This is a genomic window from Pseudomonas sp. AC112 (assembly GCF_979253545.1).
Genome location: NZ_CEEDCM010000001.1, coordinates 6,572,199 through 6,588,014, shown reverse-complemented (window position 1 = coordinate 6,588,014; position 15,816 = coordinate 6,572,199). Strand labels below are relative to the sequence as shown.

Genomic DNA, 15,816 nt, shown 5'->3' with positions numbered 1-15,816 from the left:
AAACCCCACACATGGGCATACCTGATGGGCTTCGACGCTACGTTGGCGCGTCAGTCTGAAGGTCACGCTCACTGTATTGGAGAAACTCATGTCGGTATCGACCCTCGACGCATCCGTACCTGCTTCAACCACGCCCAACCGAGCGTTGGCAGACGACAAGCCTTCGGCCAAACCCGGCGGCCCGGCGCCTACTGGGCTTTCTTTCAAGGACCATGCCACCGTAACCATCAGTTTTCACTCCCACGAGAAGAAGTCCGGGTCCGTGCCGAGTGATCCTCAGGCACCCGTGGAACGTCAAATGTCGGGTCAGGACAAGGTGTCCATGCTGCACAGTTTCCTGAATAGTCTCAAAGACTGGATAACCAGTTTGTTTAGTGGTTTCCGGCCACCGATGGACCCTGGGTGTGGTAATAAACCGCCACCCAGGCCGAATCCGGGGGAGAGCAATCCGCCACCCAGGCCGAATCCTGGTGAGAGCAACCCGCCGCCGCGACCTACGCCCACGATCGGCAGGCCATTCCCGACCCCGCCAGGCGGCGTTGACACCCAGTACTCTTTGAAGAACAACGAACAATTGGCGCAGCAGTTGCTGGACAACTTCAGGGCCTTCCGGGACCCCAAGAACCCAGGTTATGTCAGCGCCGACAGTATTCATGAGATGGCGAATAAAAAGTGGACCAGTGATCCCGTCATGAACGAGAACATTCGCCTGGCCAGGGAAATGCTGCGACGTCCGGAGTTGATGAATGCCATCGACCGGCACAGCTCCACCGGTGCACTGGATGGTTTGATCGACCGAGAAAATCTGCGCCTGGTCATCAACGGTGACAACTACTTCAAATACCACAGCGACAAAGACGTGGTCCAAGAGCTGCTCGAGCATTTCAAAGAATTGCGAGGCAGTCAGTGGGACCTGTCCCTGCAGGTCAACGACCTCAAACAGTTGGCTGCCAGCCCGCTGACGGGGGATTCTGAGAAGGACCATCTGATCCAGTTGGCGCAGGAAATGCTCAAGCGCAGCGATCTAGTAACGAAATTGGACAACCTCGCGAGTCAAGACCGTGATGGCCGAATCAGTCTCCTGGCGCTTTTACTGGCGTCTCGCTGATCACTGTTCAGGCGCCGTAACCGGTTATGGCGCCACCTCCATTGCATGCAAACGGTGTGCGTCAATGTGCGACTTTCCTCCCAGCCAGCAGCTTTGATCACAACGGTCACTCTTCAGACAAAGCGTGAGAGCTAACCAATGACTTCAACCTCCTTCAAGTGCCCGCACCTTGGTGGCCAGGCGTTCAAAAGCAATAGCCATGAGCCGGCTCCTCCTGCAGCAGGGCGGGGCGTCGCTATGCAGGATGCGCAGGGGAATCCGTATACGCATGACGCCGAAACCCGCCGAATGAAGGCCTACGCTGGCCAGAGCACATTCCAGACACCGGTCGCCGATGACTTTTCCCGTAGCTTGGTCGAGTCTGGACTGTACCCGGTGGATGATTCCAAAGCGCTAGGGCGCGCCGGGGTCTTCGACGGCTTGAAGACCTGGCTGCGTCGACAGCGGTGGAATTGATTCCGGATGGCGGCATCGATTTACATGCTGTCATGGGTAATTACCGATCTGACGGAACTGCCCTATTTATCCAGCCACACATCAGGTACCCGTTTGCCTGGAATGCATTCGATGATTTCGGCGATTGCGGTGGCGTTCACCGGACCGGTGTGTTTTGAAAAAGTTGGAGAAAATGAATGACTATCGAGGGTGTATCAAGACTCGGCCCGCCGGCCCTGGATTTCGCAACTGAGCGATCACCTACGCCACAACCGACCGTCCAGCCTAACACCTGGAATGAGGTCTATGCTGCGCAGGCAGACGGGACGCACAGGCCTCGGATGTCGCGAACGGCGCAACCCGGGCTGAGTCACTTGAAGCTGCAGAATGCGCCCACTGCACGCGCGCGCATTAGCGAACCCGATGCAACATGGTCCGATGGTGATTTAGTGGATGCGTTGAAAAGAGACTACGGTTCGCTGCATGCGTATCTGAAAGAGGGCCGATTGACGTACTCGGTATTGTGTCGGGTGGCCGCTGAATGATGGGGAAAAGCGAAGAGCTGAATAGAGTCGTCAGCGTCGTCCGCGAAATGCTCAAGCGTCCAGCACTGATTGACGCGATCATGAACCGCGACGGTGATATCACGCGAGACAGCCTCAGGGCCGCCGCTGCAGCGTTAACGGGCAACAGCTCGCCAAGCGAATTCAGCCAGGACCCCTTTCATGCCCAGGACAATGACTGTGTCGTCCAAGGTTTGCAAAAGCTGTTTGAGCAACTGAGGGACCCGACAAAGGACCGCACGTTTCTTTTCGAATCGTACCAGTACCTCGCCATTGAAACCCTCATGAAGGTCGTGCAGGACCCCTACGAAGTTGATCGCGAAGGTGCCCCTGTGCTGGAACTGTCGACCGGCATGCCCAAGCCCAAGTACAGCGAACTCTGCGTCTACACAGTGAAAAACATCATTGAACGCCCGGGGCTGTTGTCCTCACTCGAACGTGTCAATGGCCCGCGATTGTTCGGTCCGCCTCATTACGAAGGCTACCTCAGTAACAAGAGCCTTGAACTCTGGCGGGAGCGGTACAGGGCTCGCAAAGCACGCTGACGTTCACACCTTGAGGATTTTACCGCTGATGGCCACTGCCGCCAGCAACACAGCGATCAACACAAAGGCGGTGCTCAGGCTGCTGCCATGGGCGATAAAGCCAATCAAGGCGGGGCCGGCAAGAATGCCGGCGTAACCCAAGGTGGTGATGGCTGGTACCGCGATGTGTTCCGGCATGACAGTTTGCTTGCCAACGGCGGTGTACAGCACCGGCACGATATTCGAACAGCCGGCGCCGACCAGCGCATAGCCGAGCAGTGCGGTTTCCCACGCAGGAAACAAGGTTGCCAGCAACATGCCGGCAGTGGCCAACGCGCCACCTATCACGATGACGCGCGTGGCACCCAGGCGCCGCACAATGGCATCGCCGGTCAGGCGTCCCGCGGTCATGGTCAGGGCGAATGCGGCATATCCCAGGCCTGCATAAGCTTCATCCAGGCCGCGCTCGGCACTCAGGAACACGGCGCTCCAGTCGAGCACCGCCCCTTCGGCGAGAAACACGATAAAGCACAGGCAACCGATAAACAGCACCACGCCGTGGGGCACGGCAAACGCCGGGCCAGAGCTTTCACTGCCATACGGCAACAGGTGCGGTGCAGCCTTGAGCAACGCCGCCAGCGTGATGACGATCACCACCAGGGTCGCCTGCAGCGGCGACAAGCCCAGGCCCAGCAAGCCCGAGACACCCGCCGCCCCGACAATCCCCCCGAGGCTGAACAGGCCGTGAAATCCCGACATCATGGTTTTACCGCTGGCGCGTTCAACGATCACCGCCTGCAGGTTGACCGTGGAATCCACCGTGCCCAGGCCGGCGCCAAACAGGAACAAGCCGGCCATTAGTAAGGGAATCGAACTGACCGTCGCCAGTATCGGCAATGCCAGGCAGATCATGATTGTCCCGGCGCTCAATACGCGTCGGCAGCCGAAACGCGAGGCCAATGCACCTGCTGCGGGCATGGCGATGATCGAACCGACGCCAAGGCACAGCAGCAACAGGCCCAGCGTGCCTTCACTCAGCCCGGCGCGGGCCTTGGCATAGGGCACCAGCGGCGCCCAGGCGGCAATGCCGAACCCGGCAATGAAAAAAGCGATACGGGTCGACATTTGCTCCAGCCGCCCGGGAACCACGGGCGCTGAGGTGGGGATGGCAGTCATGAAAAATCCTTGGTTTTGCGTTCAACGAACGATGTCCGGCGCGACATCCTTGCACATCAGGCCTTGGTGTGCGAGCCGGGTTCCCTTGGGATTCCGGCTGCCCTGAATTTTATTTTTACAACATGGAACGCCAGGGTGGTTTGCTGCCACATAAGCAGTATCAACTTTATAGGAGGCGGCCTGGAAGGTGCGTAATCCCAGCGGGAGCGTTTGAACCCCAGGGTTCTCGCGGTGGATTACCACCTTCCAGGCCGCCTCTGAAACCGCGTCAGCCAGGCATCGGTGTATAGGCGGTGACCTCAACAACTTCGGTGTTTGCCACCCGTACCAGCAGCATCCCTCGGGGATTGGTTTGCGTGCCCTTGTAACTCTCGATCACCACTCGATCCGCAGCTGTGGCGTGCAGCGACAGCCGGCGGGGTTTGCGCAGGAGTTTGCGGATCGTGACATCTACCGGGAAGGAGGGCTGACCCCGGCGCACACTGTCGCAAAAAGCCATGACTATGGCGCGTGGCGCGGGTGGTGGGGGAGAGGGCAAGCCTGCATTGGCGAACAGCAGGTTGAGTTGATCAGCCGTCGCCACCGCACGGGGGAAACCTGTAAAAGCCGAGACCACCAACAACAGTGCAGTCAACTCTCCCGGCGCCAGGCCTTCGGCGAGACTGGTCTTGAAGTGCACGCTCAAAGGCGGCCCGACCATGCCCGCCGCCACAATCGCGGCAAAAATAGCAGCCTCTTGCAAGCGGGGGTCAAGGTCGGGTTGGCTGTGCAGGTATCCGTACACGGTGCCTACCGCCAATTTACCGAGGGCGGGTGCGGTGTGGAACAGTGCGTCCAGTTGTTGACCTCCACCGGGTACCAGCCCGATGAATGTCTTGCGGCCTTCTTCGTACAGCACTTCAACAGGATCTTTTGAAACGTGAGTCTTCATGGTGGCATCCTCCAACGAGAGAGGACGGCGTTTGCTCGACTGCGCACGGGCTTCGGCCTGATGAAAACGTCCATCCAGGGGAATTGAGAGTGTAGTGTTGCGTAGGATGTGTGGTGTCGAAATCCCATACAGTCGAACACCCTTTTTTGATTTCGATCATCAACGCATTGTCAGGTGGATGACTCATGACCCTCTTCTACGACGCCCGCGGCAATATCTATGGCGTGGTCAGCCCGACCTCTTTGAGAGGCAAGGGCATTGATATACCCGAGCGCGCTGACTTGGCGGCGGGCACTCGCAACCATTGGGCAGCATCGGCCATTGCCTCTGAATGTGAGTGGGACTCTGCATCACGCCCGGCCGGTGGCAAGGCTCACCGCTGTGATGGCTTGCTGGTCGGGCCGTTCCAGTCCGAGCCACCGTTCGACCTGCTGATCGTCAACACCGACGGCTCCCTGGCCGAGCGTAGTGGCAATGGCTTGACGATTTTCGCCCAGGCCCTCACCGATCAGGGCCTGATGGACGCGGCCTGTGAGTTGCGGGTCCATCACGACCAAACGGATACGCTATCGCCAGTCGCCACGCGGGTGGAGCCCGCCGTTCGTGAACGGGTCGCGGGGTTCTGGCTTGAGCTGGGTGCGCCGGCGTTTGGTCCGACGGCCGTGGGTGCGCAGGCGGTTGGCCAGGTGTTTCTGGACCGGGCCGAACTGAGCCACGTCAGTGCGCTGGCGGCGATCAACCCTCAGTGGGCGACCAGTCAATTTGTTCGGGTAGGTAATCCGCACTGTGTGACGTTGGTCCAGCAAATATCAGCGTTGCCAGACAACGCCCAGATGCTGCAGCCAGCGCTGTTCGACCCCTTGAAGGCGATCGCCTTTGCGCCCCCGGTCGGTGGCGGCCAGCCATGTGGGGCGGGAGTCAACTTGCAATGGGCGGCGCGCCAGTCCGGCAACCGCGTCATTGCACGGGTGTTCGAGCGCGGAGAGGGGCCCACGGCGTCTTCCGGAACCAGCGCCAGCGCGGTGGCATGCGCAGCCTGGCGTGCGGGCTGGGTCGAGAGCGGTGAAGTCGCGGTGGTGATGCCGGGTGGCATTGCGCCGGTACGCTTGCGCACTCAGGGCGACACGGTGCTGAGCGTCAGCCTGTTCGGCACTGCACGGTTGCAAGCGTAAGTGTGTTGAGCAGTTGACGCCGTAATTGGGTGTCAGCTGTTTCTCTGTCAGTTAGTTACTCTGACGAACGTTAATGTAGGGCATTTCCTATTATTAAGAAGTGGCACATTGACGCGTTTTATTGTTTTGTAAAAGATACTTCCAACTTCGCTGTACGAAACTTCTTTTTTATTTTAAAGCGGTCGATTTTCGCCCGTAATCGCTAAGCTTTGAGGCGTTCAGGCGCTTTTTCTCGGTAACTTTTTATTTGGCGAGAAAGGGTACTCCAGGGTGGTCATTCATTAGCGGCGGGTAACAAAGGATGGTTGACGCGTTTGTTTCGTCACGTTTCAAACTGACACTTCCAAGTATTAACACCGACTTCCAAGTGCTGGCATTCAAAGGCAGCGAGTTCCTTGACCAGCCGTTTTCCATGCGTGTACAGGTGGTGAGTGAAGACCCTGCCCTTGACCTGCAAACGTTGCTCCACCAACCCGCGTACCTGGACTTCGGCGAGACGAATGGCGGCCTGCATGGGCAGGTTTACGCCATTGGCCGCGATGACCCGGGCCGGCGTGTCACGCGCTATCACCTGACCCTGGCACCCCGCCTGGCTTGCCTTGCACACCGACGCGACCAGCGAATCTTCCAGCAGCGCAGCGTGCCACAGGTCATCGCGGCAGTCCTTGAGCAACACGGCATCCTGGCAGACGCCTACGTGTTCGAGTTGGGCCCCGTGGTTTACCCGCCGCGCACGTTCTGTGTGCAGTACGCGGAAAGCGACCTGCACTTTATCCAGCGGCTGTGTGAAGAGGAGGGCATTCACTACCATTTTCGTCACAGCGCGAACGCCCACTTGTTGGTATTCGGTGATGACCAGACGGTGTTTCGCCGCTTGCCCGTGCAGCGCTATTGCACTGCGGGCGGGCCACAGGCTGATACCCAGGTTATCCAGCGTTTCGATGTGCGCCTGGGCACACGCAGCCAGATGACGGTGCGCCGCGACCATGACTTCGAACACCCCTCGTTGCGCCTGCAGGACACCGCCGGCGCTGATGCTGCGCAAGTGCTTGAGGACTATCGCTACCCTGCAGGCTTCAACGCTCATTCGCGGGGCAAGCGATTGGCGCGGCGGGAATTGGAACGTCACCAGCGCGACCGTCTTCGGGCATTGGGCAGGAGTGATCAACCCGCGCTGCGCAGTGGGCATTTCCTTGAATTGCGCGATCACCCCGATCCGTCCTGCAACGAGTTGTGGCTCATTACGTCGGTGCGCCACGAAGGGTATCAACCGCAAGTGCTGGAAGAGGCAACACCGGCGACCGATGCAGGCCTTATGTACCGCAATCGCTTTACTGCGACGCCTTGGCAAGCGGTGCATCGACCCCCCCTCAAGCACCCCAAGCCGACTATCAATGGCAGCCAGACAGCAACCGTCACCGGGCCGCCGGGTGAGGACGTGCATTGTGACGCCTATGGTCGGGTGAAGGTGCGTTTCCACTGGGACCGCCTGGACAAGGTGGATGATAAAAGCAGTTGCTGGGTCCGGGTTGCATCCGGATGGGCCGGCGATGGGTTCGGTGCGATGATGATCCCGAGAGTGGGCATGGAAGTGCTGGTGACCTTCCTGGAAGGCGACCCGGACCGGCCGTTGATCAACGGTTGCCTGCCGAATGCGTCGCACAGGCCCGCCTATGCCTTGCCACAACACAAGACCCGCAGTGTCCTGCGCAGCCGCAGCACCCTCGGCGGCGCAGGGGGCAACGAGCTGTACCTGGAAGACCGCCGTGGCGAGGAGCTGATTTACCTGCGTGCGCAACGGGACCTGGAGCAGCAGGTTGGTCATGACAGCCGCTTGGAAGTGGCGGGTGAGCGGCGGGAAGTCATCCAGGGGATGAGCACGACGCACCTGGGCAGTGAAGAACATCGCCAGGTCGGCGGTGATCGTCGCGTCGTACTCAAAGCGAGCGACCACCTCGACGTACAAGACGACAGCCGGACGCGCGTTGGCCGGACCCTGTTCGTCGAGGCGGGGCAGCAGCTTCACCTCAAGTCCGGTGCCAGCCTGGTGATCGACGCCGGGGCGCAACTGAGCCTCAAGGCGGGCGGCGAGCACCTCGTCATCCAGGCGGGCGGCATTTTCAGCAGTCGACCCATCACCCTGGGTGGTTCGCCGGCCATCGCCCAAATGGCGAACGTCTCCGTGCCGCCTGACGGGCCAAAGATCTCCACGGTGCAAGGCACCATCATGAACCTGGCCAGGCGGCTGGGCGCCGATTACTGCGCGGTATGCGAGCGCTGCCGCGAAGGCCCCTGTGACCTGCCAGGGAGGGCCGCGTGATGCCGAACATGCCGGGCCAATGGATGGACCAACAGCAGCAGGCAGGACAGCGACTGTGCCTGATCCTTGAGCGGCAAAATGTTGCGCGTCAGTCGCTGCTGGCGGTACGCGACTTGCCACCGTATTGCAGCCTTTATGCCGAGACCGCCGTAGCGGAATTAGAGGCACAAGGCCCGGTGATCCTGTTGCTGGAACAGATCAATGAGCCTGAATTACTCGGCCTTCTGCAACAGCCCGAGACGAATTGGGGATGGCTGGGCAGTCTGCCCAGCGAGGACCTGGCGGCCGTGACTCGACACTGGCGTGACAGGCTGCTGGTGGGCTCGGAAGGCGCCCAGTCGATGTACCGTTTTCACGACAACCGCACCCTGGCGCGTGCGCTGGCCCACCTGGATCCGGAGCACTGGCCGGCGTTTCTCGGACCATTGATCAGCGTGTGCTACTGGCACGAGGGCCGCTGGCGCACGGCTGACAATCCAGCTCCCGGCGAGTACCCGGTACCGGTCCCCGCGCCCTGGCTGGACACGCCCAACCCCAACGCAGCGGCCATTCTGCACGCCAATATCCTGCGTTACCTGTTGACCGAGCACAGCGAAGACCTGGTCGCGCTGGCGGAGTTTCAGGATCCAAGGATCTGGCTGGTGCAGGTACTTGAACAGGCCCGCGCCTGGCAATGGCGGGGGCCGGAACAGCTGGAGTTTCTGGTGGTTAGACGGTTGGAAGAGGCCACGCGCAACAGTGTGATTCGCTGGCAGCCGCTGGTCGGGGAGGCACCGGGGCAGCACTTTGAACGGGTAGTAGCACAGTGGACATTCACGGGGGAAAAGGATGAGTAGGCGAAGGTGGATTGTGTGGATAGCGCTTGGGGGTGTGGGGCTGACGGGGTGCGCGAGGACGCCAGTTGAGCGGTTTACATTGGAGGTGGATTTGCCGGCGGAATTTCGCTTCATCGGTGGCGCCAACTATGGGCCCGCGACGGGGGAAACCTGCACGTTGCCTAGGCGTCGAGGCAAGCGACCTGAGAGGAAGATCATTATTGCGCGTTACAAACCGGTGGCTGAACGCGTGAGTTTTGAGCTACCGCTGACTGAGGTCATTGAAGGGTGCCCTACGGTGTTGCGCAGTGTGGATTTTAGAACGTATGCGAAGTGGGGGCCCCGAGATTCAGACGTTGGAGGAGATAATTCAAGCTTCTCGGTTCGAGATTATTCGGACCCTGATGTACCGGGGATGCCAGAGACGGGAGTTCAGGAACTACACCGACGATGTCAGTGGAGGTTTCGGACTGTGGGCCCACAGCACGCAATCATTAAGTTGCTTACATGCAGCGCTTTTGGGCTGGCGAGTCAGCCGCAAGAACAACAAACAGGCGTCGTAGTGCAGCGAGATCAGTTACGGGGAAAGACCCTCAGGACGACGCTTGTAGTGACTGATGAGGAAGCACCCTATTTTGACGATACGTGGGTGGCCGTTCCTGGCGGATGGAAGCGTTGCAAAGGTAAAAGTTTTGAAGATCTGTATGCGTTTTGCGACGGTAATACCACCGAATTCAAGCCTGTAAAAATGCCGGATGGTCGCATCTGTGATGTCTATCCATCGTGCAAGTAACAAGGAGCAAGTTCATGACCCTGGAAGCACGGAAGCAACCTTTTTTCAGTGATAACAAGCCGGCCTGTGCATTGCGCGGGCATTGGGTGAGTTTTTGCCTGGTGGATGAACTCGGCGTTGGGACGGCCTACGGTGATCTGCCTTACACCCTTCACGATAGTGCGGGACAACAATACAAAGGTCGGCTGAATGGAGACGGATTCGCCGAGTTGAAAGATATTTACTGCGGCCCTGTAGTGCTTGTTTTTGACGACCTGTACTCAGGAACAGAGCCGTTGTATCGGCGGTTGATGTCGCGCCCAGCCTACAAGCTTCCTATCACCGAGCTTCAAATTCGTGCTGAACGGACTCGATTTGCTCGCTCCGACGGTCGGCGTACCGAAGATGATCAGGTTCAACAAACAACCGGTCGATTTTATCAAGTTGAAGTTCGCGATCTGGTCCGTCATGTCGCCCACTTGCCACCGATTGCGCAGCGAACTCATCAACCCCAGCGGCACGCGTTGAAGATGCTGGCGGACCTTGGCTTCGGGCCACCCCAATCTTGTTTGGCGGGAATCGCATTATTTCCCAACAACCATACCGTTCTGGAGGTTCGGCCACTGCGGGCGTTGCGTCCGTTGCTTTCAACCGAAGACAGCTTCTGTGCCTTGAACCTGTATCAGCTTGCGTTGATGGCCACCTTGAGTTACTGCAATTTCGGCCAGGAGCCACCTCAACAGCCTCAAGAGGAGGTTCGTTTTCCACTCGACCCCAGCGTCGGTCATTTTTTTGCTGAAAAACTCTCGGGTTATCACGAGGCCTGGCGAGTCGATTCGGAGCAACAGCAACGTTTCTATCCGATCTACGAAGAGGTCCCGTATTCCCGACGCTTCGAGATTTTGCCTTTCGATCCTGAGTTGTATCCAAAAAATCGACCGGACTTGGGTGAGAAGCAGGAGCACCCAGCGAGTTTGCATTTTTTTGATGATGAAGAATTTGGTACTGATACGCAGGCCTTTATCAGTCATCACGATGAGGTGATCCTGATTGCTGTGCGAGGTACCGCCAGCGCTGCCGATGGTCTACGCGATGCAAACGCCCATCAGGTGGCTTTCGCCGAGGGTGTCGGCAAGGCACATGAAGGCTTCTATCAGGCTTACCGGGCGATGCGTGATTTCGTGCTGCACTACCTCACTCAGTTTCATATAGGCCAACGAATCGTCATCTGCGGCCATAGCCTGGGCGGCGCAATTGCGTTGTTGTTGGCAGAAGGGCTACGTCGCATTCCCGATCATAACTACAACATCCTCCTCTACACCTACGGCGCCCCCCGCGCCGCCGACGCCGAATTCACCCACGGCGCCTCAACCCTGGTCCATCACCGCATCGTCAACCACAACGACCCCGTCCCCAGCGTGCCCGCCCCGTGGATGAACACCACCGCCAAACTCTGGGTCCCAGGCGCCGTCACACTGTTCAGCGCCCCCGCGCCAGGTGGACTGCTGTTCGCCGCCGGCCTGGTACGTTTCGGCGGCAACCCCTACCAGCACCATGGCGAACAGCAACACTTCATGCCGATCGTGCTCGCAGATGGCACGCATTCCTCGGTGTTGTGGAAGCCGGGTTGTGAATCCATCCAGGAAGCCGGCTGCAACCGAGCGTTGCAACTCCACGGCGACATGCCCAATCGTGACAACCTGCTCCGGCAGCTATTCCAGGCCAACCAGCACTTCATGACCGCCAGCTACATCCCGGCCGCCTGGGCGACCCTGCGGCGTTGGCAACAAACCCAGGAAAGCAGCGGGCCCCTGATAACGCCGAGGGAGTTCGAACGGGTCGACGGTGCCCTTGAGACCATGCGCCAGCAACTGCGCAACAAGCGCCGTGAACTGGCCCGCCTGAGGCCGGCCAACGACCGTGGCTATGAGCACAACGAAGCCTTGAACGCCGAGATCGACCGCTTGCACACCAGTCGCGAACGCCTTGCAAGCCTGCGTTGGCGCCGTCTGGAAGCCCGAGACGTCTATGGCAGTCACGCCCACAATGCCAACTTGCAATCGAGCCTCAAGCGTTGGTTCAGCCACCGCGAAAACCGTGAGCCGGCCCAGGTCGCCAGCATCCCTCCCGACCTGCCACACGAATGGGGGAGGGCGCAGACGCTGGATATCGACGCGATCGTCTGAACCAGGCCTTTAAACGAACTCAACCTGGGCTGGCTGGCGCTTCATCAACACCTTGCCGTCACGGATCGAGTACAGCGGCAGGCCCTGGCTGCGGATCACCTCGTAGTCGCTGTCCGCCGAGAGGATCAACAGGTTGGCAGGTCGTCCAGGCTCCAGGCCGTAGCGGTCACCCAGGGCCATGGCCTTGGCGCTGTTGTCGGTGACCAGGTCGAGGGCATTCTGCAGGTTGCGGTAGCCGAGCATGTGGCAGATGTGCAAACCGGCTTCGAGCACCCGTAGGATGTTGCCATTGCCCAGGGGGTACCAGGGATCGACGATGGAGTCCTGGCCGAAGCACACGTTCATGCCGGCCTCCAGCAGTTCGTTGACCCGGGTGACGCCACGGCGTTTTGGGAAGGTGTCGAAGCGGCCTTGCAGGTGAATGCTCTCGGTGGGGCAGGAGACGAAGCTGATACCGGAGTGCCCCAGCAGGCGAAAGAGTTTGGCGCAGTAGGCATTGTCATAGGAGCCCATGGCGGTGGTGTGGCTGGCGGTGACGCGTGCGCCCATGCCACGGCTGCGAGCCTCTTCGGCCAATACTTCGAGGAAGCGCGAATGCGGGTCGTCGGTTTCGTCGCAGTGCACGTCCACCAGGCAGCCGGTGCGTTCGGCCAGGTCCATCAGGAACTTCACCGAACTCACGCCCTGGTCGCGGGTGTATTCAAAGTGAGGAATGCCACCGATCACGTCGGCGCCCAGGCGAATGGCCTCTTCCATCAGTTCGCGGCCGTTGCGGTAGGACTCGATGCCTTCCTGGGGGAACGCAACGATTTGCAGGTCGATCAGGTGCGTACTTTCCTGGCGGACCTCCAGCATGGCCTTGAGCGCCGTGAGGTCCGGGTCGGTGACGTCGACATGGGTGCGCACATGCTGGATCCCGTGGGCGGCGAGGGCCTGGATCGTCTTCTTGGCGCGGGTCTTGGTGTCTTCCTGGGTGATGGTGGCCTTGCGTTCGCCCCAGCACTCAATGCCTTCGAACAGGGTGCCGCTCATGTTCCAGCGCGGCTCGCCGGCGGTCAACGTGGCGTCGAGATGGATATGGGGTTCGACGAAGGGCGCAATTACCAGGTTGCCGGCGGCATCCAGGTCGTCGGCCGCCGCAATCGGTGACCCCGTTTGCGTGGTGATGCTGGCGATCCGGCCATGTTCCAGGTGCAGATCATGCAGGCCTTCACGGTTGCGCAGGCGGGCGTTGATGATGTGCATGGGCAAGTTCCTCTTGGCTAAAAACAATCAGGCAGACAGTCGCCAGATCATCAGCGCGATACCGATGTCCAGGCGATCATAAGCGTTATCCAGCGTCAGGCCACACAGGGCTTCGATGCGCTGGATACGGTGCGTCAGGGTGTTGCGGTGCACGGCCAACCGCTGTGCGGCGGCCACAAGGTTACCATTCTCGTGAAACCAGGCCTCCAGGGTGGGCATCAGGCTGGGGCCGTGGTGCGCGTCGTGGCGCAGCAACGGGCCGAGGCGTTCGTTAAGGAAGTGATCGAGCAGGGCGCGATCGCGCACGCCGCTGAGCAATTTGAGCATGCCCAGTTCGTCGTACACGCACAGCCCGGCACGCTCGCTGAATCGCCGCGCAGCCGCCAGTGCCTGGCGCGCCTCATCCTGCGCCTGGGCCAGGCGGGCCGGTGGGTGCGCGGCGGCGCTGAGGCCGATAAACAATTTGAGCGGCGCCAGGCGCAGGTTCAGCGGGTTGAGCCAACCGGCCAATTGCTGGCGATTAGCCAAGGCGGCGACAGCATCCGGCGCCGGCAGCAGCAGCGTCCATTGCCCGGCCCGGCCGAGTACCGGAAGCCCCGCCGACAACTGGCGCAAACGCCGGCTGATAGCGTCATGCTGCCAGGCCAGTTGTGCCTCGACATACGCGGCATCGCCCTGGGCAAACAGCAACTCACTGCCTTCCAATTGCAGCTGCACAACCTGCCAGTGACCGGCCAGCGTCAGGCCCAATTGCACGCCACGGTGCAGCAGCAAATCCAGGGATTGGTAATCGCCAGTCAGCAAACGCTCCAGCACATCGTGCCGAGAGCGCCCCAATTGTTCGGACTGGATCAGCGCCGAGCCAATGGCCTGGGTCACCAGCACCATCTTCAGCGAATAAGGCTGTTCGATCAGCGGCATGCCAGCGGCCTCGGCGGCCTCCAGCAAGCGCTGGGGGATCGCCTGGATATACGCCGGCCCCGTGAGGATCACCAACCCGGCCACCTGGCGCTGACAGGCCTCGTCCAGCAGTTGCAACAAGTTGGCTTCATCCCGCGGGTGGTTGATCCCGGTGACGAATACCAATTCGCCGCCCAGCACCCACTCGGCAATCCCGCTGTTTTCCGCCACATAGGGCCAGCGCACGCCATTCTCCAGGCCTGCCGCACCGGCGCGCAGGTGCATGGACTCCAGGCCCGGCAGGGCCAGCACCTCGGCAATGGTCAGGTTCATGCCTGGGCGTCAGCCAAGGGCGCACGCACCCGCAGCACGGCGGTGAGCACGATGTAGGTCAGCGATGCGGCAACAATGCCCACCAACGGCGCGACCCAGGGCGAGTTGAACGCCAGCACCGTGCCCACCGCATAGGCCACCAGCCCTGTCCAGTTGAACGCTGGCAGGCGTGCATCGGCCAGGCGTGGATAGTGGCCGCGATAGCGGTAGAAGAAGTCAGCCATGATCACCCCGCCAATCGGTGGGATCACCGTGCCCAGCAGAATCAGGTACGGCACCAGCATGTCGTACATGCCGAGTAACGCCAGCAGGGTGCCGATCACCGCACCGGCCAGGGTCACGGTCTTGCGCCGCTTGGTGCGCAGCAGGTTGCAGCCGGCCACCGCGAAGTTGTAGATGGTGTTGTCCTGAGTGCTCCAGATGTTGAGCAGCAACATGGCCATCGCCGCCATGGCAAAGCCTTGCAGCAGCAACACTTCGACCACGTCCGGTTGTTGATAGACGATGGCTCCGTAGGCGCCGATCAGCACCATCAAGCCGTTGCCGATAAAGAAGCCGATCAGGCTGGCCAGCACCGCAACCTTGGCCGAGCGCGAAAAGCGCGTCCAGTTGGTGGCCTGGGTCGCGCCACTGACAAAGGTGCCAAACACCAGGGTGATCGCCGTCGACACGTCCAACTCACCGGTCGGCACCACGGCGAGCAATCCGTCCAGCCCGCCGACCTTCACCGTGGCGACCCACATCGACAGAAACAACAGGATGCCCATTGCTGGCACCGCGATATAGGACAAAATCTCCAGCCCGCGATAGCCGATGTAGGCCGTGGCGCAGAACACCAGGCCGAACAGCACCATCAACGCCAGTACGCTGCCCTGGCCCAGCTCGAAGTACTTGCCCAAGACCACGGCGGCCGTGGCGGTACCCCAGGCGTACCAGCCGATCTGGGTAAAGCCGAGGATCAAGTCGCTGAGCTTGCTGCCAACTTCACCGAAGCAGAATCGGCCCATCAGCACCGAATTCAGCCCGCTCTTGAACGCGATGTAACCCAGTCCAGCGGCGTAGATGCCCAGCAGCAAGTTACCCAAGGCCACGACGCCGAGCATGTCGGTGAAACTGAACGCCACCCCCAGCTTGCCGCCGGCAAACATGGTCGCGGTGAAAAACGTAAAGCCCAGCAGCACCATGGCGGTCGACGCCAGGCCCTTGCGCGCATGCATCGGGACTTCGCTGAGGGGATAATCGTTGCCCGGTTCTTGCTGCGTCATGTGCCTTGCTCCCTGAATGAGTGACGCAGGCCTATTGCACCGCGCGTGCCAAGCCGACAGCAGTGACGGGC

13 protein-coding genes are annotated in these 15,816 nt (G+C 60.4%); 8 read left to right on the top strand and 5 right to left on the bottom strand.

From position 1 onward, the window contains the following. The first annotated feature begins 88 nt into the window (after nucleotides 1-88). From AC0IYN_RS30250 to AC0IYN_RS30240, 3 genes are all read left to right on the top strand, one after another. Nucleotides 89-1,108 carry a type III secretion effector protein gene (locus tag AC0IYN_RS30250; RefSeq protein WP_471844686.1) on the top strand — a complete coding sequence of 340 codons (1,020 nt, stop codon included), beginning with the start codon at nucleotides 89-91 and terminating at the stop codon, nucleotides 1,106-1,108. A 462-nt stretch (nucleotides 1,109-1,570) separates the two neighbouring features. Further along, on the top strand, nucleotides 1,571-1,744 hold the full coding sequence (locus AC0IYN_RS30245) for a hypothetical protein (protein WP_457239734.1): 174 nt from the start codon (nucleotides 1,571-1,573) through the stop codon (nucleotides 1,742-1,744). Nucleotides 1,745-2,084: 340 nt separating this feature from the next. Then, nucleotides 2,085-2,651 carry a type III secretion effector protein gene (locus tag AC0IYN_RS30240; protein WP_457239733.1) on the top strand — a complete coding sequence of 189 codons (567 nt, stop codon included), beginning with the start codon at nucleotides 2,085-2,087 and terminating at the stop codon, nucleotides 2,649-2,651. Nucleotides 2,652-2,654: 3 nt separating this feature from the next. On the opposite strand, the gene AC0IYN_RS30235 is transcribed toward AC0IYN_RS30240, so the two are convergent. Then, nucleotides 2,655-3,806: an MFS transporter gene (locus AC0IYN_RS30235; protein WP_214498421.1), complete on the bottom strand. Its 1,152-nt coding sequence runs from the start codon at nucleotides 3,804-3,806 to the stop codon at nucleotides 2,655-2,657. Nucleotides 3,807-4,074: 268 nt separating this feature from the next. Beyond that, on the bottom strand, nucleotides 4,075-4,737 hold the full coding sequence (locus AC0IYN_RS30230) for a carboxymuconolactone decarboxylase family protein (protein WP_457239731.1): 663 nt from the start codon (nucleotides 4,735-4,737) through the stop codon (nucleotides 4,075-4,077). Between the two features lie 185 nt (nucleotides 4,738-4,922). On the opposite strand from AC0IYN_RS30230, the gene AC0IYN_RS30225 reads away from it, so the two are divergent. The 5 genes from AC0IYN_RS30225 to AC0IYN_RS30205 all read left to right on the top strand — a co-directional run bounded on the left by AC0IYN_RS30225 (nucleotide 4,923) and on the right by AC0IYN_RS30205 (nucleotide 12,002). Beyond that, nucleotides 4,923-5,909, top strand: coding sequence for a diaminopimelate epimerase (locus AC0IYN_RS30225; RefSeq protein ID WP_406597896.1), 987 nt, complete (start codon nucleotides 4,923-4,925; stop codon nucleotides 5,907-5,909). Nucleotides 5,910-6,210: 301 nt separating this feature from the next. Then, nucleotides 6,211-8,229, top strand: coding sequence for a type VI secretion system Vgr family protein (locus AC0IYN_RS30220; RefSeq protein ID WP_457239730.1), 2,019 nt, complete (start codon nucleotides 6,211-6,213; stop codon nucleotides 8,227-8,229). Beyond that, the gene (locus AC0IYN_RS30215) at nucleotides 8,229-9,065 is read left to right on the top strand and encodes a DUF4123 domain-containing protein (protein WP_406597894.1); all 837 of its coding nucleotides are present in this window, start codon (nucleotides 8,229-8,231) and stop codon (nucleotides 9,063-9,065) included. Before AC0IYN_RS30220 ends, AC0IYN_RS30215 begins: the two co-directional genes overlap by 1 nt. Then, nucleotides 9,058-9,837 (top strand): hypothetical protein, encoded by a 780-nt coding sequence (locus tag AC0IYN_RS30210; RefSeq protein ID WP_406597893.1) that lies wholly within the window; start codon nucleotides 9,058-9,060, stop codon nucleotides 9,835-9,837. The genes AC0IYN_RS30215 and AC0IYN_RS30210 overlap by 8 nt, the downstream gene beginning before the upstream one ends. A gap of 14 nt (nucleotides 9,838-9,851) precedes the next feature. After that, the gene (locus tag AC0IYN_RS30205; RefSeq protein ID WP_406597892.1) at nucleotides 9,852-12,002 is read left to right on the top strand and encodes a lipase family protein; all 2,151 of its coding nucleotides are present in this window, start codon (nucleotides 9,852-9,854) and stop codon (nucleotides 12,000-12,002) included. 9 nt (nucleotides 12,003-12,011) lie between these two features. Here AC0IYN_RS30205 and codA read toward each other — a convergent pair whose 3' ends face one another. The 3 genes from codA to codB are packed head-to-tail and all read right to left on the bottom strand — an operon-like array spanning nucleotide 12,012 to nucleotide 15,745. Continuing rightward, complete coding sequence (codA, locus tag AC0IYN_RS30200; RefSeq protein ID WP_100491115.1) at nucleotides 12,012-13,247, bottom strand: cytosine deaminase; 1,236 nt, start codon at nucleotides 13,245-13,247, stop codon at nucleotides 12,012-12,014. A 27-nt stretch (nucleotides 13,248-13,274) separates the two neighbouring features. Next, nucleotides 13,275-14,480 (bottom strand): PucR family transcriptional regulator, encoded by a 1,206-nt coding sequence (locus AC0IYN_RS30195; RefSeq protein WP_457248113.1) that lies wholly within the window; start codon nucleotides 14,478-14,480, stop codon nucleotides 13,275-13,277. Next, entirely contained in the window at nucleotides 14,477-15,745 is a 1,269-nt protein-coding gene (gene codB / locus AC0IYN_RS30190) for a cytosine permease (protein WP_406597890.1), read from the bottom strand. Before codB ends, AC0IYN_RS30195 begins: the two co-directional genes overlap by 4 nt. Between the last annotated feature and the right edge of the window lie 71 nt (nucleotides 15,746-15,816).

Bases quoted from the DNA above. Each gene is read 5' to 3' on its own strand.
- AC0IYN_RS30250 (WP_471844686.1), top strand. From the start codon at position 89: ATGTCGGTATCGACCCTCGACGCATCCGTACCTGCTTCAACCACGCCC.
- AC0IYN_RS30245 (WP_457239734.1), top strand. From the start codon at position 1,571: ATGGCGGCATCGATTTACATGCTGTCATGGGTAATTACCGATCTGACG.
- AC0IYN_RS30240 (WP_457239733.1), top strand. From the start codon at position 2,085: ATGATGGGGAAAAGCGAAGAGCTGAATAGAGTCGTCAGCGTCGTCCGC.
- AC0IYN_RS30235 (WP_214498421.1), bottom strand. From the start codon at position 3,806: ATGACTGCCATCCCCACCTCAGCGCCCGTGGTTCCCGGGCGGCTGGAG.
- AC0IYN_RS30230 (WP_457239731.1), bottom strand. From the start codon at position 4,737: ATGAAGACTCACGTTTCAAAAGATCCTGTTGAAGTGCTGTACGAAGAA.
- AC0IYN_RS30225 (WP_406597896.1), top strand. From the start codon at position 4,923: ATGACCCTCTTCTACGACGCCCGCGGCAATATCTATGGCGTGGTCAGC.
- AC0IYN_RS30220 (WP_457239730.1), top strand. From the start codon at position 6,211: ATGGTTGACGCGTTTGTTTCGTCACGTTTCAAACTGACACTTCCAAGT.
- AC0IYN_RS30215 (WP_406597894.1), top strand. From the start codon at position 8,229: ATGCCGAACATGCCGGGCCAATGGATGGACCAACAGCAGCAGGCAGGA.
- AC0IYN_RS30210 (WP_406597893.1), top strand. From the start codon at position 9,058: ATGAGTAGGCGAAGGTGGATTGTGTGGATAGCGCTTGGGGGTGTGGGG.
- AC0IYN_RS30205 (WP_406597892.1), top strand. From the start codon at position 9,852: ATGACCCTGGAAGCACGGAAGCAACCTTTTTTCAGTGATAACAAGCCG.
- codA (WP_100491115.1), bottom strand. From the start codon at position 13,247: ATGCACATCATCAACGCCCGCCTGCGCAACCGTGAAGGCCTGCATGAT.
- AC0IYN_RS30195 (WP_457248113.1), bottom strand. From the start codon at position 14,480: ATGAACCTGACCATTGCCGAGGTGCTGGCCCTGCCGGGCCTGGAGTCC.
- codB (WP_406597890.1), bottom strand. From the start codon at position 15,745: ATGACGCAGCAAGAACCGGGCAACGATTATCCCCTCAGCGAAGTCCCG.